This window comes from Stenotrophomonas sp. 05L44_2 (assembly GCF_056665995.1).
This window is the reverse complement of record NZ_JBFTNR010000963.1, coordinates 1-1,233: the sequence shown is the minus strand read 5'-3', so window position 1 is coordinate 1,233 and position 1,233 is coordinate 1. Positions and strand designations below refer to the sequence as shown.

The 1,233-nt window shown below is 67.1% G+C and carries 2 protein-coding genes; one reads left to right on the top strand and one right to left on the bottom strand.

The window, feature by feature from the left end:
• Window positions 1-32: 32 nt before the first annotated feature.
• Window positions 33-572, top strand: coding sequence for an adenine phosphoribosyltransferase (locus tag AC1VAN_RS22345; protein WP_032951771.1), 540 nt, complete (start codon window positions 33-35; stop codon window positions 570-572).
• Between the two features lie 153 nt (window positions 573-725).
• On the opposite strand, the gene AC1VAN_RS22340 is transcribed toward AC1VAN_RS22345, so the two are convergent.
• Window positions 726-1,233 (bottom strand): DbpA RNA binding domain-containing protein (locus AC1VAN_RS22340; protein ID WP_480986804.1); only part of this gene is annotated, 508 nt, incomplete at its 5' end.

Genomic DNA, 1,233 nt, shown 5'->3' with positions numbered 1-1,233 from the left:
ACCCTATGCCGCCATACAAGCTGGTAGCTGCAATGACCGACGCCACCGTGGCCGTCCCCGCCTGGGCCTCACGCCTGCGCGACATCGCTGATTTCCCGAAGCCGGGCATCCTGTTCAAGGACATCATGCCGCTGCTCGCTCACAGCGAGGACTTCCGTGGCGCGATCGTGGCGATGGCCGATCGCTGGCGCGATCAGAAGCTGGACGCGGTGGTCGGCATCGAATCGCGCGGCTTCATCCTCGGTGCGGCCATGGCGCTGGAACTGGGCGTGGGTTTCGTTCCGGTGCGCAAGCCGGGCAAGCTGCCGGGCAAGGTGCTGCGCGAGGAATACACGCTGGAATACCGCAGCGACTGCATTGAAGTGCATGCCGACGCGCTGCCCGCAGGTGCGCGCGTAGCGATCATCGACGACGTGCTGGCAACCGGCGGTACGCTGGTTGCTGCGTTGTCGCTGGTGCGCCGCCTGGGCGTGGACGTGGTCGGCGCCGGCGTGCTGGTCGAACTGGACGGCCTGGGCGGCCGTGGCCGCTGGGAAGCGGATCTGCCGCTGCACACCGAACTGGTGTTCTGATTGCGCAGGTGCCAACCAAGGTGGCACCTGCCCGAGCGAATCGCGGCGAACCGGTAGTTGCCAACCTTGGTTGGCACCGCATGGATGGGCCAACCAAGGTTGGCCACTACCAGGTCACCTCGCTGCCAACCGTGATCGGCAGCGCTCCTTCAATTACATCATCCGCACGCGGAAACGACGGCCCTTGATCTTGCCCGCTTCCAGCTTCGCCACCGCCTTGTTGACCTGCTCGCGGGCGATCGCCACGTAGGAACGGGTCGGGAAGATCGCGATCTTGCCGATGAACTTGGCCGACAGGCCGGCATCGCCGGTGAGGGCGCCGAGGATGTCGCCTGCGCGCAGCTTGTCGGTCTTGCCGCCATCGATGCGCAGGGTGCGCATCGCCGCCTGCGGCAGCTCGGCCGGGCGCGACGTCGCCAGCGGCGTCTTCTGCCAATCCAGCGGCTCGCCGCGCTGTGCTTCGATGGCGTCGGCGCGGTTCTTTTCGCGGCCCGCCACCAGGCTGATCGCCAAGCCACTGGCGCCGGCACGACCGGTACGGCCGACACGGTGCTGGTAGCTCTCGACGTCGGTCGGAAGCTCGTAGTTGATCACCGCGGCCAGTTCTTCCACATCCAGCCCGCGTGCGGCGACGTCGCTGGCAACCAGCACGTTGCAGCTG